This is a genomic window from Streptomyces stelliscabiei (assembly GCF_014873495.1).
Taxonomy (GTDB): Bacteria; Actinomycetota; Actinomycetes; order Streptomycetales; family Streptomycetaceae; genus Streptomyces; species Streptomyces bottropensis.
Genome location: NZ_JADBGF010000001.1, coordinates 1,689,610 through 1,711,011 on the forward strand (window position 1 = coordinate 1,689,610; position 21,402 = coordinate 1,711,011).

The 21,402-nt window shown below is 71.7% G+C and carries 23 protein-coding genes, 1 pseudogene and 1 riboswitch; of the genes and pseudogenes, 13 read left to right on the forward strand and 11 right to left on the reverse strand.

What is annotated here, in order from left to right; genetic code table 11:
• Nucleotides 1-197: 197 nt before the first annotated feature.
• Together H4687_RS07280 and H4687_RS07285 are read left to right on the forward strand one after the other, a co-directional pair.
• The gene (locus H4687_RS07280) at nucleotides 198-917 is read left to right on the forward strand and encodes a lysophospholipid acyltransferase family protein (protein WP_046915865.1); all 720 of its coding nucleotides are present in this window, start codon (nucleotides 198-200) and stop codon (nucleotides 915-917) included.
• A 99-nt stretch (nucleotides 918-1,016) separates the two neighbouring features.
• Nucleotides 1,017-2,043 (forward strand): annotated as a pseudogene (locus H4687_RS07285) (NAD-dependent epimerase/dehydratase family protein).
• Nucleotides 2,044-2,120: 77 nt separating this feature from the next.
• Here H4687_RS07285 and H4687_RS07290 read toward each other — a convergent pair.
• From H4687_RS07290 to H4687_RS07325, 8 genes are all read right to left on the reverse strand, one after another.
• Nucleotides 2,121-3,710, reverse strand: coding sequence for an alpha/beta hydrolase (locus tag H4687_RS07290; protein WP_046915864.1), 1,590 nt, complete (start codon nucleotides 3,708-3,710; stop codon nucleotides 2,121-2,123).
• Between the two features lie 164 nt (nucleotides 3,711-3,874).
• Nucleotides 3,875-4,672 (reverse strand): urease accessory protein UreD, encoded by a 798-nt coding sequence (locus H4687_RS07295; protein WP_179860316.1) that lies wholly within the window; start codon nucleotides 4,670-4,672, stop codon nucleotides 3,875-3,877.
• Entirely contained in the window at nucleotides 4,669-5,352 is a 684-nt protein-coding gene (gene ureG / locus H4687_RS07300) for an urease accessory protein UreG (protein ID WP_046915862.1), read from the reverse strand. The genes H4687_RS07295 and ureG overlap by 4 nt, the downstream gene beginning before the upstream one ends.
• Nucleotides 5,353-5,660: 308 nt before the next feature.
• Complete coding sequence (locus H4687_RS07305) at nucleotides 5,661-6,335, reverse strand: urease accessory protein UreF (RefSeq protein ID WP_097250785.1); 675 nt, start codon at nucleotides 6,333-6,335, stop codon at nucleotides 5,661-5,663.
• A 78-nt stretch (nucleotides 6,336-6,413) separates the two neighbouring features.
• Nucleotides 6,414-8,135, reverse strand: coding sequence for an urease subunit alpha (locus tag H4687_RS07310; protein ID WP_005475405.1), 1,722 nt, complete (start codon nucleotides 8,133-8,135; stop codon nucleotides 6,414-6,416).
• Entirely contained in the window at nucleotides 8,128-8,439 is a 312-nt protein-coding gene (locus H4687_RS07315; RefSeq protein ID WP_005475407.1) for an urease subunit beta, read from the reverse strand. The genes H4687_RS07310 and H4687_RS07315 overlap by 8 nt, the downstream gene beginning before the upstream one ends.
• Nucleotides 8,440-8,449: 10 nt before the next feature.
• On the reverse strand, nucleotides 8,450-8,752 hold the full coding sequence (locus H4687_RS07320) for an urease subunit gamma (protein WP_046920068.1): 303 nt from the start codon (nucleotides 8,750-8,752) through the stop codon (nucleotides 8,450-8,452).
• Between the two features lie 208 nt (nucleotides 8,753-8,960).
• Entirely contained in the window at nucleotides 8,961-9,599 is a 639-nt protein-coding gene (locus H4687_RS07325) for a TetR/AcrR family transcriptional regulator (protein WP_046920185.1), read from the reverse strand.
• A gap of 111 nt (nucleotides 9,600-9,710) precedes the next feature.
• Here H4687_RS07325 and H4687_RS07330 point away from each other — a divergent pair, with 111 nt between their 5' ends.
• Nucleotides 9,711-10,805, forward strand: coding sequence for an ABC transporter permease (locus H4687_RS07330; RefSeq protein WP_046920184.1), 1,095 nt, complete (start codon nucleotides 9,711-9,713; stop codon nucleotides 10,803-10,805).
• A gap of 346 nt (nucleotides 10,806-11,151) precedes the next feature.
• Here the strand turns inward: H4687_RS07330 and H4687_RS07335 are convergent, their stop codons facing one another.
• Nucleotides 11,152-11,430: a type II toxin-antitoxin system Phd/YefM family antitoxin gene (locus tag H4687_RS07335; protein ID WP_046919767.1), complete on the reverse strand. Its 279-nt coding sequence runs from the start codon at nucleotides 11,428-11,430 to the stop codon at nucleotides 11,152-11,154.
• A 138-nt stretch (nucleotides 11,431-11,568) separates the two neighbouring features.
• Here H4687_RS07335 and H4687_RS07340 point away from each other — a divergent pair, with 138 nt between their 5' ends.
• The 5 genes from H4687_RS07340 to H4687_RS07360 all read left to right on the forward strand — a co-directional run bounded on the left by H4687_RS07340 (nucleotide 11,569) and on the right by H4687_RS07360 (nucleotide 14,886).
• The gene (locus H4687_RS07340) at nucleotides 11,569-11,943 is read left to right on the forward strand and encodes a hypothetical protein (protein WP_046919766.1); all 375 of its coding nucleotides are present in this window, start codon (nucleotides 11,569-11,571) and stop codon (nucleotides 11,941-11,943) included.
• A 225-nt stretch (nucleotides 11,944-12,168) separates the two neighbouring features.
• A complete protein-coding gene (locus H4687_RS07345; protein ID WP_050398762.1) occupies nucleotides 12,169-12,855 on the forward strand; it encodes an ATP-dependent Clp protease proteolytic subunit in 687 nt (228 codons plus the stop codon).
• Nucleotides 12,856-12,862: 7 nt separating this feature from the next.
• The gene (locus H4687_RS07350; RefSeq protein ID WP_046917588.1) at nucleotides 12,863-13,180 is read left to right on the forward strand and encodes a hypothetical protein; all 318 of its coding nucleotides are present in this window, start codon (nucleotides 12,863-12,865) and stop codon (nucleotides 13,178-13,180) included.
• Nucleotides 13,181-13,573: 393 nt separating this feature from the next.
• Nucleotides 13,574-13,744, forward strand: a riboswitch (cyclic di-AMP (ydaO/yuaA leader).
• A 3-nt stretch (nucleotides 13,745-13,747) separates the two neighbouring features.
• Nucleotides 13,748-14,221 carry a C40 family peptidase gene (locus tag H4687_RS07355; RefSeq protein ID WP_046917587.1) on the forward strand — a complete coding sequence of 158 codons (474 nt, stop codon included), beginning with the start codon at nucleotides 13,748-13,750 and terminating at the stop codon, nucleotides 14,219-14,221.
• A 77-nt stretch (nucleotides 14,222-14,298) separates the two neighbouring features.
• On the forward strand, nucleotides 14,299-14,886 hold the full coding sequence (locus H4687_RS07360; RefSeq protein WP_046917586.1) for a DUF6328 family protein: 588 nt from the start codon (nucleotides 14,299-14,301) through the stop codon (nucleotides 14,884-14,886).
• On the opposite strand, the gene H4687_RS07365 is transcribed toward H4687_RS07360, so the two are convergent.
• Nucleotides 14,858-15,316 carry an ATP-binding protein gene (locus tag H4687_RS07365; RefSeq protein WP_046917585.1) on the reverse strand — a complete coding sequence of 153 codons (459 nt, stop codon included), beginning with the start codon at nucleotides 15,314-15,316 and terminating at the stop codon, nucleotides 14,858-14,860. The genes H4687_RS07360 and H4687_RS07365 overlap by 29 nt on opposite strands.
• Nucleotides 15,317-15,584: 268 nt before the next feature.
• Between H4687_RS07365 and H4687_RS07370 the strand changes: the two genes are divergently transcribed.
• Both H4687_RS07370 and H4687_RS07375 read left to right on the forward strand, forming a co-directional pair.
• Complete coding sequence (locus H4687_RS07370) at nucleotides 15,585-16,445, forward strand: helix-turn-helix domain-containing protein (RefSeq protein ID WP_046917584.1); 861 nt, start codon at nucleotides 15,585-15,587, stop codon at nucleotides 16,443-16,445.
• A gap of 9 nt (nucleotides 16,446-16,454) precedes the next feature.
• Nucleotides 16,455-16,679, forward strand: a complete 225-nt coding sequence (locus H4687_RS07375; RefSeq protein WP_046917583.1) for a DUF397 domain-containing protein — start codon at nucleotides 16,455-16,457, stop codon at nucleotides 16,677-16,679.
• Nucleotides 16,680-16,736: 57 nt separating this feature from the next.
• Here the strand turns inward: H4687_RS07375 and H4687_RS07380 are convergent, their stop codons facing one another.
• On the reverse strand, nucleotides 16,737-17,867 hold the full coding sequence (locus tag H4687_RS07380; protein ID WP_046917582.1) for an 8-amino-7-oxononanoate synthase: 1,131 nt from the start codon (nucleotides 17,865-17,867) through the stop codon (nucleotides 16,737-16,739).
• 200 nt (nucleotides 17,868-18,067) lie between these two features.
• Here H4687_RS07380 and bioB point away from each other — a divergent pair, with 200 nt between their 5' ends.
• Genes bioB through bioD form a run of 3 tightly spaced genes read left to right on the forward strand, consistent with a single transcriptional unit; the run spans nucleotide 18,068 to nucleotide 21,353 of the window.
• Complete coding sequence (gene bioB / locus H4687_RS07385) at nucleotides 18,068-19,300, forward strand: biotin synthase BioB (RefSeq protein ID WP_046917581.1); 1,233 nt, start codon at nucleotides 18,068-18,070, stop codon at nucleotides 19,298-19,300.
• Nucleotides 19,293-20,582, forward strand: a complete 1,290-nt coding sequence (locus H4687_RS07390; protein WP_046917580.1) for an adenosylmethionine--8-amino-7-oxononanoate transaminase — start codon at nucleotides 19,293-19,295, stop codon at nucleotides 20,580-20,582. Before bioB ends, H4687_RS07390 begins: the two co-directional genes overlap by 8 nt.
• Nucleotides 20,583-20,633: 51 nt before the next feature.
• Nucleotides 20,634-21,353: a dethiobiotin synthase gene (bioD, locus tag H4687_RS07395; protein ID WP_050398764.1), complete on the forward strand. Its 720-nt coding sequence runs from the start codon at nucleotides 20,634-20,636 to the stop codon at nucleotides 21,351-21,353.
• Nucleotides 21,354-21,402 lie beyond the last annotated feature (49 nt).

Consider the following 21,402-nt stretch of genomic DNA (forward strand, 5'->3'; position numbering starts at 1 on the left):
CGTCGACACGCAGGACGGGGCTCACCAGCGCTCACGCGCCTGACGCAACGTCAGCAATGTCAGCGAGGAGTCAGCGTGAGCGCGATCGGACCCGGCCGAGGAAGGCCACACCCGCAGAGCGGTCGTGAGCGCGCGTGACTGCCGTGACCTGGCGGAACACGTCCATAGGGTCGATCGGGTAGCGCGAGGGAGACGCCGTGTTCTATTACCTGCTCAAATACGTGCTTCTGGGTCCGCTGCTGCGACTGGTCTTCCGGCCTCGCATCGAGGGACTCGAACACGTACCGTCGTCGGGCGCGGCCATCGTCGCGGGCAATCACCTGTCCTTCTCGGACCACTTCCTGATGCCCGCGATCCTCAAGCGCCGGATCACGTTCCTGGCGAAGGCGGAGTACTTCACCGGACCGGGTCTCAAGGGGCGGCTGACGGCGTTCTTCTTCCGCAGCGCCGGGCAGATCCCGGTCGACCGCTCCGGCAAGGAGGCCGGTCAGGCCGCCATCCGCGAGGGGCTCGGGGTGCTGAGCAAGGACGAACTGCTCGGCATCTATCCGGAGGGCACCCGCTCGCACGACGGCCGCCTCTACAAGGGCAAGGTCGGCGTGGCGGTCATGGCGCTCAGGGCCAAGGTGCCCGTCATCCCCTGCGCCATGATCGGCACCTTCGAGGCGCAGCCCCCGGGCAAGGTCATCCCCAACGTCCACCCCGTCGTCATCCGCTTCGGCAAGCCGCTCGACTTCTCCCGCTACGAGGGCATGGAGAGCGAGAAGGCCGTCCTGCGCGCGATCACCGACGAGATCATGTACGCGATCCTCTCGCTCTCCGACCAGGAGTACGTCGACCAGTACGCGGCCGTGGTCAAGGCGGAGGAGGCTGCCGCGGCGAAGGAGCGCAAGTTCCCGCGCATGCCGTTGAGTTGAACGACTGCCCGCCGGTACGTCGAGGCGCTCTGCCGGTAGCAGAGCAGCCGGGCGGACCGGGGGCGGGCGTCGTACGGTCGGGCCATGACACGACGTGCTGTGGTGATCGGGGCGACGGGACAGATCGGGCGCGTGGCCGTGGGCGCGCTGGCACGGGACGGCTGGGCGGTGACGGCCCTCTCGCGGGGCGGCGGCCGGGACGAGGGATGGCCCGAGCAGGTGCGGGCGGTGTCGGCCGATCGCGAGGACGACGCGGCGCTGACGGCCGCGATCGGCGACGGCTGTGACGTGCTGGTCGACGTCGTCGCCTACGGTCCCGCACACGCCCGGCAGTTGCTCGCGCGGGCCGGCCGGGCCGGGTCGGCGGTCGTCGTGTCCAGTGTCTCGGTGTACGAGGACGACAAGGGCCGTGGCTTCGACATCCAGGCGGAGCCGGACGGCTTCCCCGAGTACCCGGTGCCCCTCCCCGAGAGTCAGCGCACGGTCCGGCCGGGCGACACCTCGTGCAGCACCCGCAAGGCGGGCCTGGAGCGCGAACTCCTGGCCGTGGGCGACCGGTTGCCCACGACCCTGCTGCGCGCGGGCGCCGTCCACGGGCCCGCACTGCCGCACACCGCGCGAGCTGTACTTCGTGAAGCGCAACCTGGACCGACGGCCCCGCCGGATCCTCGCGTACGGCGGCGCGAGCCGTTTCCATCCGGTGAGCGTCCACACCATCGCCGAGCTGATCCGGCTGGCGGCCGCGCGGCCCGGCACCCGGGTACTGAACGCCGCCGACCCCGAGGCGCCGACCGTCGGGGAGATCGCCGCCGCGATCGACGCGGTCATGGGGGTCGACGCGGAGAACGTGCTGGTCGACGGCCCCGCCCCGGCTCCCACCGTGGGCGACACGCCCTGGTCCGTACCCGTGCCCGTGGTGTGCGACATGTCGGCCGCCGAGCGTGAGTTGGGGTACCGCCCCGTGGTCCGGTACGCGCAGACGCTGCCGGAGACGGTCTCCTGGATCGAGGGCCGGCCGGCCGCCGCTCGGGACTGGCGGGAGGCGTATCCCAGGATGGCCGAGCTGTACGGGGACCTCTTCGACTACGCGGCGGAGGACGCCTGGCTGGCGGGGCGCCCGGTGTGACCGGGTGAACCCACGCGGAAGGGGGTGACCGGGAATCCCGGTCACCCCCTTCCGTCCGTCAGGCGACTACGGCCGGCCTACGGAGCGGGCGTGGCGTGCGGCGCGCACTTCACGTCGGCCCCACCCACCTCGCCGGTGAGCAGGTAGGAGTCCACGCGCTCGTTGACACACGGGTTGACCAGGCCGGTGACTCCGTGGGAGCCCGCGTTCTGCTCCGTGATCAGACGGGAGCCCCTGAACCGCTTGTGCAGTTCCACGGCACCCTCGTACGGCGTGGCCGCGTCACGCTCGGACTGGACGATCAGGACGGGCGGGAGGCCCTCCTTCGTCTTCACGTTCAGCGGGGTGTACTGCTTGGACTGCCAGGTGGCGCACGGCAGGTTCATCCAGGCGTTGGCCCACGTCATGAACGGGTGGCTCTTGTGCAGCCGGGTGTTGTCACGGTCCCACTTGCGCCAGCTGGTGGGCCACTTGGCGTCGGTGCACTCGACCGCCGTGTACACGGCGTTGCCGTTCTCCGAGGCCGCGTTGCCCGCGGTGTCGGTGAGGTCCGGGGCGGCCGCGTCGACCAGCGCCTGGGTGTCACCGGCGGCGTACTTGCTCCAGACCCGGGCGGTGGGCGCCCACGAGGAGTCGTAGTACGGGGCGCTCTGGAAGAAGGAGATCAGCTCGGCCGGGCCGACGAGCCCGCCGAGGGGCTTCTTCTTCGCGGCGGCGCGCAGCTCCAGCCACTTGGCCTGCACCTTGGCCTGGGTGTCCCCGAGGTGGTATGTCGCGTCGTTCTGCGCGACCCACTTCGTCCAGTCCTGCCACCGGCCCTCGAAGGCGACGTCCTGGTCCAGGTTGGCCTCGTACCAGACCTTCTCGCGGGAGGGGTTCACCACGCTGTCGACGACCATGCGGCGCACGTGGTCCGGAAAGAGGGTGCCGTAGACGGCGCCGATGTAGGTGCCGTAGGAGACACCGAGGAAGTTGAGCTTCTTCTCCCCCAGGGCGGCCCGGATGACGTCCAGGTCGCGCGCGGTGTTCGGCGTCGTCATCTGCGGCAGCATCTCGCCGCTGCGCTTCTTGCAGCCCGCCGCGTAGTCGGCCGCGAGCTTGCGCTGCTTCAGCTTGTCGGCCTCGGAGTCCGGGACCGGGTCCATCTTGGGCGCCTTCACGAACTCCTGCGGGTCGACACAGGAGATGGGCGCCGACTTGCCGACACCACGCGGGTCGAAGCCCACGAAGTCGTACGCCTTGGACGTCTTGGCCCACAGCGGGGCCTTGGTGGTGACCCGGCGCGGGAAGCGCAGGCCCGAGCCACCGGGGCCGCCCGGGTTGTAGACGAGCGCGCCCTGCCGCTCCTCCTTCGTACCGGTGCTGCCGGCACGGTCCACGGCCAGCTCGATCTGCTTGCCGTTCGGCTTGGCGTAGTCCAGGGGCACGGAGACCCAGCCGCACTTGATCGGCTTCTCCAGGCCCCAGCTCTCGGGGCAGTCCTGCCAGTCGATGCCCTTCTTCGCCGCCTTCGCGGCGGCGAGGGCGACGCCCTTGGCCTCAAGGTTCTGCGCTCGCGCGCTGTCCGCGGCGCTGGCCACGGGGGCGGCGACGGTGCCCGCTATCAGCGTCACCGTGACGAGCAGTCCGGCGGTGCCGAACGCTGCCGCCCGTCTGGTCGGCCTCATACCTCTCAAGAGGGAACTCCCCGTACATCGTTGCGAAGATGCGAATGGTCACGGGGATCCTCGTACCTGTCAGGTACCTGAGAACAGAGGAGCGGACAGTTCTTTACTAATCCGATAACCGGTGCGGAAAGTCCCGTTCAGCGGAGGCCGGGCCTCGCTGTTCCTCAGCCGTCCAGCTCGGCAAGCGCGTCGTCGAGCACTCTCCGCAGCCGCAGCGCGTCGGGCGCGAGGGCGCTGACGAGCACGGCGGGCCCGGCGAGCGGAGTGAGCGCGGCGGTGTCCCCCAGCACCCTCGGCCCGGGCGCCCGCTCGGCGAACTCCGGCCGTACGACGACCAGTTGCCCGAGCGCCCGGTAGCCGCCGAGCACGGCCGGCCCGTCCCAGCCACCGGGAGCCCCTGGCCCGCACCCCACCTGCTGATCGAGCAACGGGCGCCCGCCCGACCACACACCGAGCCGGCTGGTGAGTCGCCCGGACTCCTCTCCGGCCCGGCCGAGCACCTGCTCCTCCCGGAACACAAGCCGCGCACCGGCGGCGAGTTCCACCCGCGTCGACACACACAGCTCGCTGCCCTTCGCCGAGATCAACTGCTCGGGCAGCCAGCGCAGTTCGCCTCCGTCGGCGACCTCGATCCGTACGGCGTAGTGGGCCTCGCCCTTGGCCTGCCCCGGCAGGGCGATCGTCGCGGCGGCCGAGCCGACACACAGCCGGGCCCCTGCGCCGACCTCCGCCTCCACGGCGAACCGGTCGCCCCCGAGCGGACCGCTCATGGCCCCGACCAGCATGACCCGCGCCTCGTCGCCGCTCCCCCGGGTACGGCGCAACGCCAGCGGCCCGTCGCTCTCCAGGACGGGCAGGGCCGTGCCGCCCCGCCCGTCGGCGCGGGCCGCGATCCGGGCGGTGGCCCTGACGCCGGTGGTCCCGCCGTCCCTGTCCGCGGCGGCGTCCCGGACCGCCGTCATGCCGTCCACGCCGCGAGCTTCTCGCGCACCCAGGCGGCGACGTCCGCCACGCCGGACTCGGTGCGCAACGACTGGAACACCACCGGCAGTTCCGCCCGCTGCGCCTTCGCGTCCGCCGCCATCCGGGCGAGGTCGGAACCGACGTAGGGCGCGAGGTCGGTCTTGTTGACGACGAGCAGGTCGGCGGTGGTGACGCCGGGACCGCCCTTGCGCGGGATGTCGTCCCCGCCGGCCACGTCGATGACGAAGATCTGCGCGTCGACGAGACCCTTGGAGAAGGTGGCGGTGAGGTTGTCGCCCCCGGACTCGACGAGAATGAGGTCCAGCGGCCCGACCTCGTCCTCCAGGTCCTCCACCGCCTCCAGGTTCGCGGAGATGTCGTCCCTGATCGCGGTGTGCGGGCACGCCCCCGTCTCCACGGCGGTGATCCGCTCGGGCGGCAGCACGGCCTCGCGCAGCAGGAACTCGGCGTCCTCGCGTGTGTAGATGTCGTTCGTCACGACCGCGAGCGACAACTCGTCCCGCAGCGCCCGGCAGAGCGCGGCGACCGTGGCCGTCTTCCCGGACCCGACGGGCCCACCGAGCCCGATCCGCAGGGCCCGCCGAGTCCCGTCGGCCCGCTGCGCGTCCGCACCGACGGCCGCCGGACCGTCGTGGGAGTGGGTGTGATCGAGATGCATGAGTGACTCCTTGGGTGAACGTGGCTGTGGTTGTGGTTGTGCCTGCGGTGGCTGTGCCCGTGGATCGCGGGAGGGGGAGGGTCGGACGGCCGCAGGGCGGGTGCGGGCGCGGGTGGTGAGTGCCGGCCGCGCAGTTCCCCGCGCCCCCCCAAAAAACAGGCCCCTGCGGGCCTGAAATGCAGTGGGCGAAGCCCCTGCTTCTCAGGGGCGTGGGGAACTGCGCGAGAAGCCCCACCGGGCCGGCGGATGGAGGTCGAAGGGGCGCAGCCCCTGGGATGGGACGGGTAGGGGCGGCGGGGCGAGGAAACTCAGGACGCGAACAACCGCACGGCCCACCCCGCATGCACCTCCGCCCCGATCTCCAACAGCGGCGCGGAAGCCGCGGGCAGACTGCCCACCCCCTCCCCTCGAACCCCCCGAGCCGCATCGACCGCCGCCCCCACCACCACATCCATCTCGGGAGCCAACCGCGCCAACACCCCCGTCGCATCGAACGGATCAAGACTCAACAGCCGCACGGTCGCACTCGCCGCCCCACTCACACTCTCGTACGCCGAGCAGTACGCCGCGTCGTCCGCCCCCAGCCCGGCCGCCCGCGCCACCACCCCCAACACCACCGGCTGATGCGCCCCCTTGGGGAACTCCCGTGCCAGCGCGTCCAGTTCGGCCGACGGCCACGTCGCCCGGGCCGCCCGCATCAACTGCCGCCCCAGCTTCCGCGAAACGCCCCGCAGGGCGACCGACGGCGTCCGGGCATCGGCGGCGGCATCGAGGGCGGTCGGATCCGTGCCGAGCGCGGCGGCCGCGGCCAGCGCCGCCGCCACCAGCCCGGCCGTGTGCAGCCGCCCCCGGCAGAACGCCTCCAGCTCCTGTGCCCCGGTGATCAGCCCGGCCTTGACGGCCGCCTCGGCCCCGCCGGAGTGCGCGTGCCCTCCGGCGGGGAACCGGCCGTCGGCCAGGACGAGAAGCGCGGCCCTAGACAACGCGGCCCCCGCCCCTTCGGCCTCGCGGCCCGCACATCCGGTGTCGCATCCCGCGCATCCCGTACACCACCCCGGCCATCAGAAGAGGAAGTACCGCTGCGCCATGGGCAGTTCGGCGGCCGGCGTGGCCTCCACCAGCTCCCCGTCGATGTGCACGGCGAAGCTGTCGGGGTCGACACGCACCTCGGGCCGCGCGTCGTTCTCGCGCATGTCGGCCTTGGTGACCCCCCGGGTCGACTCGATGGCCACGAACCGCTTTCCCAGCGACAGCCGCTCCGGCAGCCCGTCCTCGATGGCGAGCGGTGCCACGAAGTTGAACGAGTTCGAGGCGGGCGCCCGCCCGATGGCGCCGAACATCGGACGCGGCAGGATCGGCTGCGGCGTCGGGATGGAGGCGTTCGCGTCGCCCATCTGCGCGTACGCGATCTGCCCGCCCTTGATCACGAGCTGGGGCTTGACGCCGAAGAACGCGGGCTCCCAGACGACGAGGTCGGCGAGCTTGCCCGTCTCGACGGAGCCGATCTCACGGGCCAGTCCCTGCGCGAGGGCGGGGTTGATCGTGTACTTGGCGACATATCGACGTACCCGGTGGTTGTCCGCGCGGCCGTCACCGGGCAGCGCGCCCCGCCGCCGTTTCATCACATGGGCGGTCTGCCAGGTGCGCAGGATGACCTCGCCCACCCGCCCCATGGCCTGCGCGTCCGAGGAGATGATCGAGATCGCGCCCAGGTCGTGCAGGATGTCCTCGGCGCCGATGGTGGACGGCCGGATGCGGGACTCGGCGAACGCGAGGTCCTCGGGCACGGCCGCGTTCAGGTGGTGGCAGACCATCAGCATGTCGAGGTGTTCCTCGGCGGTGTTGACGGTGTAGGGCCGGGTCGGGTTGGTGGAACTGGGCAGGACGTGCGGCTCGGACACCACGGTCATGATGTCGGGCGCGTGCCCGCCGCCGGCACCCTCGGTGTGGTACGCGTGGATGCCGCGCCCGGCGATCGCGGCGAGCGTGTCACCGACGAACCCGGCCTCGTTGAGCGTGTCCGTGTGGATGGCGACCTGGATGCCCGTCCGTTCGGCGACGGTCAGCGAGGCGTCGATGACGGCCGGGGTCGAGCCCCAGTCCTCGTGCAGCTTGAGGCCGAGGGCGCCGCCGCGGATCTGGGACAGCATCGCCTCGTGGGAGACCGTGTTGCCCTTGCCGAGGAAGCCGATGTTGAGCGGGTACCGCTCCATCGCCTCCAGCATCCGGGCGAGGTGCCAGGGGCCGGGCGTGACGGTCGTCGCCTTCGAGCCCTCCGCCGGTCCCGTGCCGCCGCCGACCAGGGTGGTGACGCCGGACGACAGCGCCTCGTCGGCGATCTGCGGACAGATGAAGTGGACGTGGGCGTCGATGGCGCCGGCGGTGACGATCCGCCCGTTGCCCGCGATGATCTCCGTCTCGGGACCGATGACCAGGTCCGGGTGGACGCCGTCCATGGTGTCGGGGTTACCGGCCTTGCCGATGCCGGTGATGCGGCCGTCGCGGATGCCTATGTCGGCCTTGACGACGCCCCAGTGGTCGATGATCACGGCGCCCGTGACGACCGTGTCCGGGGTGCCTTCTGCGCGCGTAGCACGCGCCTGGCCCATCGATTCACGGATGACCTTGCCACCACCGAACACCGCCTCGTCACCGGCGAGTCCGGGCCCGCCGGAACGGTCCTCCTCGATCTCGACGAGCAGATCGGTGTCGGCGAGCCGGATGCGGTCACCGGTCGTGGGGCCGAACAGGTCGGCGTACGCGCCACGCGAGATCTCAGGCATCGAGGGCACCTCCGGTCTCCCCGCGCAGTCCGGGTACGACCCGGGCGCCGGCGAGGGGTACGAGTTCCACCTCGGCGGGGATGCCGGGCTCGAAGCGCACGGCGGTGCCGGCGGCGACGTTCAGCCGCTTCCCGCGCGCGGCCGCGCGGTCGAACTCCAGGCCCGGGTTGGCCTCGGCGAAGTGGTAGTGGGAACCGACCTGGACGGGCCGGTCGGCGGCGTTCAGGACGGTGAGGCGGGTGACCTCACGGCCCTCGTTGTAGACGATCGGGTCAGCGGCGAAGAGGATCTCTCCGGGAATCATCGAGGCCCCCTCAGACGATCGGGTCGTGGACGGTGACGAGCTTGGTGCCGTCCGGGAACGTGGCCTCGACCTGGACGTCGTGGATCATCTCGGCGATGCCCTCCATGACGTCGTCCCGGGTGAGCAACTGCCGCCCGGACGTCATGAGTTCGGCCACGGTGCGGCCGTCCCGCGCGCCTTCGAGGAGGTGCGCGGTGATGAGCGCCACGGCCTCGGGGTGGTTCAGCTTCAGCCCGCGGGCCCGGCGCTTCTCCGCGACGTCGGCCGCCACATGGATCAGCAGCCTCTCCTGCTCGTGCGGGGTCAGTTGCACGGCGTCCACCTCACATCCTCGCTCCGGACCGTGCGGGGTCCGGTTGCCTCGCCACCGGGCAAATTCGCTGGTGGCGTGGCCGCAGGCTAATTGGGTGGCGTTTCGGCGACGTTAACCGGCCCGTGGTCCCCGCACGCGTCGCCCCGCCGTGCGCCGGCCGTCCCGCCACCCCTCGCACACGCCCCGCCGCCCCCCACGCACCTCCCGCTCAACCGCCGCCGCCCTTGTCGTCCTTGTACTCCATGCTCGTCAAGGCCTTCACACCCAGTTCCAGCACCTGGATCGGCACGTCGCCGAACAGCGCGTACTGGGCCGCGAATCCCTGGGCGAGCGCGACCATCGTGCGCGCCACGCTGAGGGCGGGGATGTCGGCCCGCATCATCCCGGCGTCCTGGTACCCCTCGACGACCTTGACCCATGGCTTGCGGACCTGGGCGAACCCCTCGGCGAGGATGGCGTGCAGTTCGGGATTGCGCAGCGTCTCGGCCCACACCTGGACCATCAGCCTCGGGTACAGGGACTCCCCCGTCTCCCCCAGTGACGGCCGGCCGAGCAGCATCCGGCGCAGCACCGCGCCGATCAGGATGTCCGGCGGTGGGGGCGGGCTCTGCCGCACGGCCTCCTCGAACGCGGCGCGGATCTCGTCGAGCACGGCGCCGACGATCGCGGCGATCAACTCCTCCTTGCCGCTGAAGTACCGGTAGACCGCCCCGGCGGAGAGGTCGGCCTCCTTGAGCACGTCCTGCATCGATGTGGCGTGGAAGCCGTTGCGGGCGAAGCAGCGGGCGGCGGCGTCGAGGATCTGGCGGCGGCGGGCGTCGAGACGCTCCTGGGATACGCGGGGCATGCCGCCAAACGTAAAACGAACGTTCCTTCTTGACAAGGCGCGACGCCGGCAGGAGGGTGAAATCAAGAAAAACGAACGCTCCTTCTCTTTAGCGGCCCACCAAGGAGACTCATGTCCGCCCCGTCCGCAGCACCCACCGCGGCCCAGGCCACCGGCACAGGCGCCGGCACCACCACCACCGCCGCCGACACGCCGGCCCCGGCCCACTCGGTACCCCCGAACCGCCGCGCGGTCGCCGTCGTCATCCTGATCCCGATCATCGCGACGCTCGCGCTCTGGGCCTTCGCCTGGCCCAACGCCCGGACCGCGCCCCGCGACCTGCCGCTCGGCGTGGCCGGACCGGCCACCGCCGTCGCCCAGGTAGAACGGCAACTGGAGCATCGTGAGGGCGCGTTCGAGATCCACCGCTACGCCGACGAGGCGGCCGCGCGGGACGCGATCGAGGACCGGACCGTATACGGCGCGGTGGTCGTCACCCAGGCCGGACCGAAGCTGCTCACCGCCTCGGCCGCGAGCCCGATGGTGGCTCAGCTGCTGCAGCAGGCCGTGACCCGGCAGGCTGCCGCGGAGGGGGTCCGGGTCGCGACCACCGATGTGGTGGCCACCTCGCCGAACGACCCGCGGGGCTCGGCCTTCGGCGCGAGCGTGCTGCCGCTCGCCCTGGCCGGTACCGCCTCCGGCGTCCTGGTCACCCTGCTCGGGCTGCGTCGGGGGCGAGCGGCCGGTGCGCTCGTCGGGGCCGCCGCGCTGGTCGGCCTCGCCGCCACCGCGATCACGGACAGCTGGCTCGGCGTGCTCGGCGGGCACTGGTGGGCCGAGGCCGGCGTGCTGAGCCTGACGACCCTGGCCGTCGGCGGCACCGTCGCCGGCTTCGCCTCCCTGCTCGGCAAGCCCGGCATGGGGCTGGGCGCCCTGCTGATCGTCTTCATCGGCAACCCCTTCGCGGGCGCCTCCACCGCACCCCAGCTGCTCCCCGAGCCGGCGGGTGACCTCGGCCGACTGCTCCCGCCGGGTGCGGGTGCGTCACTGCTGCGCTCGGTGTCCTTCTTCGACGGCGCCGCCGCCCTCACCCCGGCCCTCGTCCTGACCGCGTGGGCGACCTTCGGCCTGGCGGCGGTCCTCCTGGGCCACCTCCTCAAGCGCCGCCCGAAGCCCGCCGAACGGACCACCACCGAGCCGACCCCGGCCCTGTCCCCGGCACACTGACCCACCCGAGGCCACCCCGCCCACCACCGAGTCCGGCCGTGCGCCCCCGCTGTAGCGGACGGGGGCGCACGGCCTTCGGACTGCCGGGGCGCGCAACCGTCACGGAAGCTGACGGCTGACGGCTGACGGCTGACGGCTGACGGCACAGCCAGCCTCGACAACACAGATGGCCGCCGGAACCAGCACCCGCCGACGCAAACCCGGGGAACCGTCAGGCGGACCGGCCATCAGCCGCTCGCTGCGCGGGCCTCCAGCCCGACGAGCCCGCCGCCGGCGGCAGAGGCACCGAGCAGTCATCAGGGTGAACGGAACCGCCGTGAACCCGAGCGCGCCCCACACGCGCCCGCTAGGAAGCCCCCGTGCCCCGATGCTCCGCCGCGATGCCGAACCTCTGCTGGTCCCTCGCCGCCGGGGTGACCTCGCGGACTCGGGAGACGGCGCTGATCACCGGCTCGTCCGTGGGCTCCTGGAGGGCTTCGAGCTGCTCCAGGTCGGCGGCGGAGACCAGGGCGACGAGGGGCTTGCCGTGTCGCGTCACGACGACGCGCTCGCCGCCGTAGACCACGCGGTTGATCAGTTCGGCGAGCTCAGCCCTGGCTTGCGTCACCGGAATCTCGTAGGCCATGGAGTCCAGCTTAGACCGGGCGCCGCGCACCGCCCTGAGCGGAAGATCCCATTCTGGCCCACGGCGATCGCCCCGTTCGTACGATCGGGCTCGGCCTCCCGCAGGAGGCGTCCATGACAACCGAACACAGGGGGAACGATGTCCGGCTTTTCCAGGCGGTCACTGCTCGGGTACTCGGGATCGGCGGCAGCGGGGGCGGTACTCACGTCGAACGGCACCGCCGAGGCGGCGACGGCGGTGAGCACGGAGACCTCGGAGGGCGTGCGCACCGAGACCGGGGCGGCAGGGGCTGCCGACTTCCCCGAGGGCACCAGATTCAGCGGCACGGTCCGCATGCCCGGCACCGAGATGACGGAACTGACGGTCACCTTCAGCGTCGCCACGACGGAGGCCCCGGCCGCCCAGCGGATCAGCGCGCTCGAAGTCGCGGAGGCCCTGAACGAACTCGCCGCCGCCCGCGGCTGGCCGCCGGTCACCTTCTACGGGACCCCGGCCCCCGCACCGCTCAACTGATCTCCAGAATCCGATTCCACCAGATACCCCACCAGATATCCCAACCGACATCCCACCCGGAGATTCCGACCAGAAGTCCCCACCGAGGTCCCCACCGAAGAGTCCACGAGAGATCCCCGCGGAGCCCGCTCCGCGGGGATCCGTTCGCTTTCAGCCGATCCCCCTCCTCCAGAGTCCGTACGTCCTGTACATTTTTTACGGAAGTCGATCAGAGGAGGCGCACCCATGCCCGAGAACCCACCGTCGGCCCGTCATGTACTGCCCGAGTTCACCGAGCGCACCAGCACGGGTCACCGGACGATGGATCCGTACTCGAAGCTGCTGGAGGAACGGATCGTGTTCCTCGGGACGCGGATCGACGACACGTCGGCGAACGACGTGATGGCGCAGTTCATGCACCTGGAGTACCAGGCACCGGACCGGGACATCGCGCTGTACATCAATTCGCCCGGCGGCTCCTTCAGCGCGATGACGGCGCTCTACGACACGATCCGGTTCGTCACCTGTGACGTGGCGACGGTCTGCCTGGGGCAGGCGGGGTCGGCCGCCGCGGTGCTGCTGGCGGCGGGCACACCGGGCAAGCGCTCGATGCTGCCGGGGGCGCGCGTGCTGATCCACCAGCCAGGCCTGGCCGACCCGATCGAGGGGCAGGCGAGCGATCTGGCGCTGCAGGCCGAGGAGTTGACGCGCAACCGCCGGAACCTGGAGGAGATGCTCGTCCGGCACACGGGGCAGAGCCCGGAGCGGATCAGTGCCGACATCGAGCGGGACAAGTTCCTCGACGCCGAGGCGGCGGTGGCGTACGGCCTGGCCGACCGGGTGATCCGGAGCCGCAAGACCTCACCCCCACCCCCCTCACCCCCACCTCCCTCGTCCACGCCCCCCTCGCCCCCGCTCCCCGGCGCGAGGTGAGGCACGGATGCTCCCGCCCGAACTCCCGCCGCTGCCCGCGCTCACCCGCGCCGAGGCGGAGCTGATCGACCGTTACCTGGACGTGGTGGACCTGCTCGGCCGGATCAACCCGGCCCGCCCGGGCGACACGTACCGCGGGCTGCGTGCGGCGCAGGCGCTCGTCGCGAAGGCGACCGCCCTGCGCGACGCGCTCGAACTGATGCACAACCGCGGGGAGAACGAGGTGCACGCCCCGACGCTCGCGCGGGCCCTGCGCATCCTGGACGGCGAGCGGCGCGCCGCCCGGGTGGCACTGCCACCGGAGGCGGAGGACTCCCCCGCCTGAAGCACTCGCACCACCCGCCTGAACCGATCGCGCATCGGGCGCCGTACTACTGACGGGGCGTCCGGTCCCGGCGCGACGCCCTCCGGTCGGCCTACCGCGATCGACCCATCGGCCCATACGTCGTGAGGACCCGTGAAGTTGCGCAAGATGCCTGGTACATGGGCGGAGCACTGCACTCCGGCGCTGGTGCGGACCTCCTCGACCACTGGGACACAACGAGGGAAAACACCCTGTCCACCCGAACGGGCGAGTGGTGAGTAAGACCACAAATCCACGGTTCCGTTGGGATTTTCGCACTTGAGTACGCCAAGATCCCTTCCTGACGACAAGCCCCCGCCGCAGCGGCGGGGCGATCCGGGTGGACGCCGAGTCCTGCCGCCGCCCGGTTACCGGTCGACAGAAGTGCATCGGCAGGAGTGGAGGACCCAAGCACGACGGGTCGCCGGAACGGTCACGCCATGACCGCGCCGAGCAGCCCTTGGGGTGAAGCCGCGTCAGCGGCCGGGCAACTTCGCCAGCCCGAATCCGACAGGTCATCCTTCACAGGCGGCTGACGAAGGGTTGCGCATGACTGCGCTGAATCGTGTCCCGTCGCTGTTGACCCGGGCCGGTACGGCCTCGGCTCTGACCATCGCCGCCGTCGGCGGCAGCATCGTGGTCCCGGGCGTCGCATCCGGCGCCGAGGCCGCCACGGTGGCGTCGAAGGCACTCAAGGTCGCGGCTTCCAAGAAGGGCTCCCCTTACAAGTACGGCGCCGTGGGTCCGGGCAGGTTCGACTGCTCGGGTCTGACGCTCTACTCGTTCAAGAAGGCGGGCAAGAAGCTGCCCCGTACTGCCCAGCAGCAGTACAACAAGACGAAGCACATCTCCGTGAGCAGCCGCAAGCTCGGAGACCTCGTCTTCTTCCACTCGGGCTCGAACGTCTACCACGTCGGTATCTATGCGGGGAAGGGAAAGATCTGGCACTCGCCGAAGACGGGTGACGTCGTCCGGCTGCAGAAGCTCTGGACGAAGAGCGTCTGGTACGGCCGGGTCCGCTGACCCACCGCTGGGGGGCGGTGGAACTGTCCGCCGCCCCCGCTGGCGTAAGTCGTACACATGTGGTTACCCGTGCGGCCATGGCCGAGCAACCCACCCGCCCGGCACGTAACGAGACGCCCCTCGAACGCGCCGATCGCAATTTCTCCGAGCTGCTCCAGGAGCTGCGGGTCACCCAGACCGGGGTGCAGATCCTCTTCGCGTTCCTGCTGACGCTGGCCTTCACCCCGCGCTTTTCGGACCTGGACACCTTCCAGCGTGTCACCTACGTGACCACCCTGTTGCTGGCTGTCCTCGCGGCGACGCTCTTCACCGCGCCGGCCGCCCTGCACCGCTCGCTCTTCCAGCAGAACGCCAAGCCCGCCATCGTCCGGGTCTCGTCCCGGTTGGCCACCGCGGGCCTGATCGTGCTGATGCCGGCCTTCACCGGTTCCGTCCTGCTCGTCGTGGACGTGACGCTCAGCCGGACGGCCGGTATCGCCGCGGGGAGCGGCACGCTCCTGGCGTGCCTGCTCCTGTGGGGCCTGCTCCCGAAACTCGTGGGACGCGCCTCGGGCCGCGACACCACACCGCCGTCGCCACTCCCGCCGCCGGCGCCCCTGCCGCCCCCGTCGCCACCGGTCGAGGACGACAGCCCCGTCAGGTCTCCGGCGGACCACCTGCGGTGACCGGCTGGACGGGGACCGTCCACGGAAGTTCGATCGCCACCGTCTTGCCGCCCTCCCGCGTGGGTCTGACGCTCAGCCTGCCGCCGTATTCCGCGGTCAGCCAGCGGATGATGACCATGCCCCGGCCGTTGTCCTGCTGGACGGCGGCCGGCAGGCGTTTGGGAAAGCGTGGATGACTGTCGGTGACGCCGATGCGCAACTGCTCGTCCCGGTCGAGCGCGATGTCCACCGTGAAGGTGGGCGACTGGCCCAGTGTGTGCTGGACGGCGTTGGTGGCGAGTTCGGACACGATCAGGCGCACAGTGTCCGCGATGCCCGAGTCGCCCGGCAGGCCCCATTCGGCGAGCACGGTGGCGACGTAGTTCCGGGCTGCGGACACCGAGGCGGGATCGCTCGGCAGAGTGACGGATGCTTCCAGGTGATCTGCCATGGCGAGGCGTCCCTTTCCCACGGGACCGGTGTCCGACAGGGAGCGGATGGTTCGACTACGGTCCCGGACTGGTGCTTCGCGCCAGACTGCCACTACCTGGGCCGTCACGGGTGGCGATCCACCAAGATGTGCATATATCTGTCGCTCGAAGCGGTGAACTATCCGACGGCCGAACGTATTTGGGTGGGGTCTTCGTCCATCCTCTGTCGTCACCCCGACATCCAGTGTCGTCGCCGCGATCGAGAGCGCCGGGCGGAAGGAGAATCCCATGCAGTACGGTCCGGCGGTGCGCCGCCGCAAGCTCGGTGCCGAGTTGCGTGTCCTGCGCACCCGTTCCGCGCTCACGAGCATCGAGGCGGCCCATCGCGTCGGCTGGCACCAGTCCAAGGTCAGCCGGATCGAGACGGGCGCCAGTGGAGTGAAGCCCGCGGACGTCCGCAAGCTCCTGGACGCGTACGGGATCGACGACACCGAGTTACGGGAGCTGCTCCTGGCGCTCGCGGGCTCCGAGGACGGCGGTGGGCGGCACAACTGGTGGCACGCGTACCGGGGCGTGCTGCCGCCGACGTACCGGGACTTCATCAGCCTGGAGTCGCAGGCCGGGGGGATGCGGACGCTGGAGACCTCGGTCGTGCCGGGTCTGCTGCAGATCCCCGAGTACGCGCGGGCGGTGACGCGGGCCGCGGTGGAGGGGCTGGATGACGACAAACTCGACGCGCTCGTGGAAGTGCGGCTCGCGCGGCAGGAGGTGCTGCGCGGGAACCCGCCGATGGAGCTGAGCGCAGTGCTCGACGAGGGCGTTCTCCGGCGTGTGGTGGGCGGTCCCGAGATCATGTCCCGGCAGCTGGTCCGACTGGTCGAGGCGGCGCGGCTTCCCCAAGTGCGACTGCAGGTGCTCCCGTTCACTGCCGGGGCGCATATCGGCGTCACCGGCCCTTTCGTAATTTTCTCATTTAGGAGCACATCCGATCTGGACGTGGTTGTTCTCGACCACTTGACGAGTAGCCTCTATCTCGAACGGAAAGAAGACCTCAAGGCGTATGTCGAGGCCTTCAACGCCCTTCAGATCCACGCCCTTTCGCCCGAGGACTCGTTGGATTACATCGCCGGGCTAGCCGCCGGCGCGTAAGGAGGCACCATGTCCGCACCGCCTCGGAACGTACCCACCAGTACCGAACTGCCCGATGTGCGATGGCTGCGCAGCAGCCGCAGTACCGGGATGAACAACTGTGTGGAGACGGCCCGTCCGGGATCCGGCCGCTGGGCCGGGCTGGTGGCCGTACGCGACTCGAAGAACACGGCGGGGCCCGCCCTGCTGTTCGACCCCGACGCCTGGGAGGGATTCATCACCACGCTGCGGTGACCCCCACCGACAGCGTTCGTCCTTCCGCTTGCGGCGAGGCCCGGCCGGGACGCCGACTCACGGTCGCGTATCGCCGATGATCCCCACGGCTCGGTCGATCTGCCCCTGCGTGAGATCCGCACGGGCGGTCAGCCGCAGCCGCGAGACGCCGTCGGGCACGGACGGCGGGCGGAAACAGCCGACGGCGAGACCCGCCGCCCGGCAGTCCGCCGCCCACCGCAGCGCCTGATCCGGCGACGGCGCGCGTACGGACACCACGGCGGCGTCGGGCCGCACCGCTTCATGGCCCGACGCCGTCAGCCGTGCGTGCAGCTCCCCGGCCACCTCACGGGCCCGCGCGGCCCGCTCGGGCTCCCGGCGCAGCAGCCGGAGCGCGGCGAGCGCCGCGCCGGTCGCGGCGGGGGCGAGACCCGTGTCGAAGATGAACGTACGGGCCGCGTTGACCAGGTGGTCGATGACGGGTGCCGGACCGAGGACGGCACCGCCCTGGCTGCCGAGCGACTTCGAGAGCGTGAGCGTCACGACGACGTCGGGGGCGCCCGCGAGCCCCGCCGCGTGCGGCGCCCCCCGGCCCCCGTCACCGAGGACGCCGAGGCCGTGCGCGTCGTCGACGACGAGTCCGGCGCCGTACTCCCGGCAGGCGGCGGCCAGTCCGGCCAGCGGGGCGGCGTCGCCGTCCACGGAGAAGACCGTGTCGGAGACGGCGACGGCGGTGCCCCGGGCGGCCGTGCCGAGCGCCTTGCGGACGGCGTCGGGGTCGGCGTGGGCGACGACCTGGGTGCTGCCGCGGGCGAGCCGGCAGCCGTCGATGAGGGAGGCGTGGTTGCCCGCGTCCGAGACGATCAGGGAGCCGTGCGGGGCGAGCGCGGTGACGGCGGCGAGGTTGGCGGCGTAGCCGGAGGAGAAGACGAGCGCGGCCTCGAAGCCGCAGAAGTCGGCCAGTTCCCGTTCCAGTTCGCCGTGGAGTTCGGTGGTGCCGGTGACCAGCCGGGAACCGGTCGCGCCGCCGCCCCAGCGGCGCGCGGCCCCGGCGGCGCCCTCGATGACCTCGGGGTGCCGGGCGAGGCCGAGGTAGTCGTTGCTCGCGAGGTCGAGGAGGGGTGAGTCGGCCGGACGGGGGCGCAGGGTGCGTACGAGCCCGGCCCGGCGGCGTGCCGACGCCTGCTCGTCGATCCAGCCGAACGCCATGGGTCCTCCGGGGGTGGTGTGGGCGGCCCGCGGCGCCGTGGCCGTCATGGACGGGCACGGCGGGGGCTTTTGTAGGCAGTGCACAGACACTAGTGGCAGGGCCGGGCGCCCACGATGTGGCAATACCCACACGTCGATCCCACTCTGTTGTCCGAACTCTCCTTGGCCGAGAGCGGTCCCGTAGGACAGGATCGGCTCTCATGGACCTGCTGAACACGCTGGTGGACAAGGGGCTCCGGCGCGAGCCGCCGAGCCGTGCCGAGGCGCTCGCCGTTCTGGGCACCTCCGACGACGAGCTGTTGGACGTGGTGGCCGCGGCCGGGAAGGTGCGCCGGCACTGGTTCGGGCGCCGGGTGAAACTGAACTATCTGGTCAACCTCAAGTCCGGCCTCTGCCCCGAGGACTGCTCCTACTGCTCGCAGCGGCTCGGCTCCACGGCCGGCATCCTCAAGTACAGCTGGCTCAAGCCCGACGAGGCCTCCAAGGCCGCGGCGGCCGGGCTCGCCGGCGGCGCGAAGCGGGTCTGTCTGGTGGCGTCCGGGCGCGGCCCGACCGACCGGGACGTGGACCGGGTCTCCGACACCATCAAGACGATCAAGGACCAGAACGAGGGCGTCGAGGTGTGCGCCTGTCTCGGTCTGCTCTCCGACGGCCAGGCCGAACGCCTGCGCGAGGCCGGCGCGGACGCCTACAACCACAACCTGAACACGTCCGAGGCGACGTACGGCGAGATCACGACGACGCACACGTACGCCGACCGGGTGGACACCGTACGGAAGGCGCACGCGGCGGGGCTGTCGGCCTGTTCGGGCCTGATCGCGGGCATGGGCGAGAGCGACGAGGACCTGGTCGACGTCGTCTTCTCGCTCCGTGAGCTGGACCCGGACTCGGTGCCGGTGAACTTCCTGATCCCGTTCGAGGGCACCCCGCTCGCCAAGGAGTGGAACCTCACGCCGCAGCGCTGTCTGCGCATCCTGGCGATGGTGCGGTTCGTCTGCCCGGACAGCGAGGTGCGGATCGCGGGCGGGCGCGAGGTCCACCTGCGCACGATGCAGCCGCTCGCCCTGCACCTGGCCAACTCGATCTTCCTGGGCGACTACCTCACCAGCGAGGGCCAGGCCGGCAAGGCCGACCTGGAGATGATCGCGGACGCCGGCTTCGAGGTGGAGGGCACCGACCAGGTCACGCTGCCGGAGCACCGGGCGGCCGTCACCGCCGGTGGGCCCTGCGGGTCCGGGGAGAGCGCCGGGTGCGGGTCGCACGAGGGGGGCGGGTGCGGGTCGCACGAGAGCCCCGGCGCGGGCTGTGGGTCGCACGCGCAGGGCGGTCCCTGCGGGTCCGTCGCCGACGAGGCCCCGGCCACCGAGGCGCGTCCGGACCTGGTCGCGGTGCGCCGCCGGGGAGCCGGAACCGATCTCGCGCCCAATGCCTGAGCCGTCCGGCCTGGGCGTGCCGGAGCTGCTGGCCCTCGACCGGCGGCATGTGTGGCACCCGTACGGGCCCATGCCGGGCCGGCAGGAACCGCTCGTCGTGGAGTCGGCGAGCGGGGTCCGGCTGAAGCTCGCGGACGGCTCGGGCGAGCTGGTCGACGGCATGTCGTCCTGGTGGTCGGCCATCCACGGCTACAACCACCCGGTGCTCAACGAGGCGGCGCGCGAGCAGCTCGGCCGGATGAGTCACGTCATGTTCGGCGGGCTCACCCATGAGCCGGCCGTGCGACTGGCGAAGCACCTGGTCGACATGTCGCCCGAGGGTCTGGAACATGTGTTCCTGGCCGACTCGGGGTCGGTCTCCGTCGAGGTCGCGGTCAAGATGTGCCTGCAGTACTGGCGCTCGCTCGGCCGCCCCGGCAAGCGGCGCCTGCTGACCTGGCGCGGCGGCTACCACGGGGACACCTGGCAGCCGATGTCCGTGTGCGACCCCGAGGGCGGGATGCACGAGCTGTGGCAGGGCGTCCTGCCCCACCAGGTGTTCGTGGACGCGCCGCCGGCCGAGTACGACGAGGCGTACGCGCAAGCGCTGCGCGCGGCGGTCGAGCGGCACGCCGACGAACTGGCCGCCGTGATCGTGGAGCCCGTGGTGCAGGGGGCGGGCGGGATGCGCTTCCACTCCCCCGCGTATCTGCGGGTGCTGCGCGAGGCGTGCGACGCGCACGACGTACTGCTGGTGTTCGACGAGATCGCGACCGGGTTCGGCCGTACGGGTGCGTTGTTCGCGGCGGACCACGCGGCGGTGACACCGGATGTGATGTGCGTCGGCAAGGCGCTGACCGGCGGTTATCTGACCCTGGCGGCAGCCCTGTGCACCGCCGGGGTGGCCGACGGGATCTCGCGGGGCGAGGTGCCGGTGCTCGCTCACGGCCCTACCTTCATGGGCAACCCGCTGGCGGCGGCCGTCGCCTGTGCCTCGATCGAGCTGCTGCTCGGCCAGGACTGGCTCACAGAGGTCAAGCGGATCGAGACGGGGCTGCTGGACGGGCTGGCGCCGGTGCGCGAGGTGCCCGGGGTGAAGGACGTCCGTGTCCTCGGCGCGATCGGGGTCGTCCAGCTCGACCACCCGGTCGACATGGCGGCCGCCACGGCGGCGGCGGTGGGCGAGGGCGTGTGGCTGCGGCCGTTCCGGGACCTCGTCTACACGATGCCGCCCTACGTCACGGGCGACGAGGACGTGGCGCGGATCGCGCGCGCGGTGTGCGCGGCGGCGACGGCGGGATGACGGGATGACGGGATGACGGGATGACGGACAGAGGATGACGGAAGTGATGACATGACGGTCCTGGTGATCACGGGGACGGGTACGGAGGTCGGCAAGACCGTCACCACGGCGGCCGTCGCGGCGGTGGCCGTGGCGGCCGGCCGGTCCGTGGCCGTCCTCAAGCCCGCGCAGACCGGCGTACGGCCGGACGAGCGCGGGGACGCGGACGAGGTGGCCCGGCTCGCGGGCGCCGTGACCGTCCGCGAACTCGCCCGCTATCCGGAGCCGTTGGCCCCGGGGACCGCCGCCCGGCGTGCCGGTCTCCCTCCGGTGCACCCCGAGGACGTCGCCGAGGCGGCGGCCAAGCTGGCGGTCGACCACGACCTGGTGCTGGTCGAGGGCGCGGGCGGCCTCCTCGTGCGCTTCGACGAGGCGGGCGGCACCCTGGCGGACTCGGCCCGGCTGCTCGGCGCGCCGGTGCTGCTGGTCGCCTCGGCGGGTCTCGGAACGCTCAACACGACCGAGCTGACGGCCCGCGAACTCGCCGTGCGGGAGGTGGAGCTGGCGGGTGTCGTCATCGGCAGCTGGCCCTCGGCGCCCGATCTGGCCTGCCGCTGCAACCTGGCGGATCTGCCGGTGGTGGCGGGGGTGCCGTTGCTGGGTGCGGTGCCGTCCGGGGTAGGGGCGTGGGAGCCGGTCGACTTCCGAGCGGGGGCCGGGGGCTGGCTGGCGCCGGCGCTCGGTGGGGTGTGGGACGCCGCTTCCTTCCGAGCCGCCGAAGCCGCGCCCTAGGGGACCTGTGACGGGTGGGCCCCGGGTTCGTCGTGGCTGGTCGCGCGGG